The organism is Clostridium sp. DFI.1.208, from assembly GCF_024463855.1.
Lineage (GTDB): Bacteria > Bacillota_I > Bacilli_A > Erysipelotrichales > Erysipelotrichaceae > Clostridium_AQ.
Genome location: NZ_JANGCA010000312.1, coordinates 1 through 255 on the forward strand (window position 1 = coordinate 1; position 255 = coordinate 255).

General features: G+C 54.9%; 1 rRNA gene. It reads left to right on the plus strand.

The features are described from left to right. Positions 1–255: ribosomal RNA gene (locus tag NE665_RS24490) — 16S ribosomal RNA — on the plus strand; the annotation flags it as partial.

A 255-nucleotide genomic window follows, 5' to 3' on the forward strand; every position in this document is an offset into this window, starting at 1 on the left:
AGAGACTTAGTGGCGAACGGGTGAGTAACACGTAGGTAACCTGCCCATGTGTCTGGGATAACTGCTGGAAACGGTAGCTAAAACCGGATAGGTATACGGAGCGCATGCTCTGTATATTAAAGCGCCCCTCAAGGCGTGAACATGGATGGACCTGCGGCGCATTAGCTAGTTGGTGAGGTAACGGCCCACCAAGGCGATGATGCGTAGCCGGCCTGAGAGGGTAAACGGCCACATTGGGACTGAGACACGGCCCAA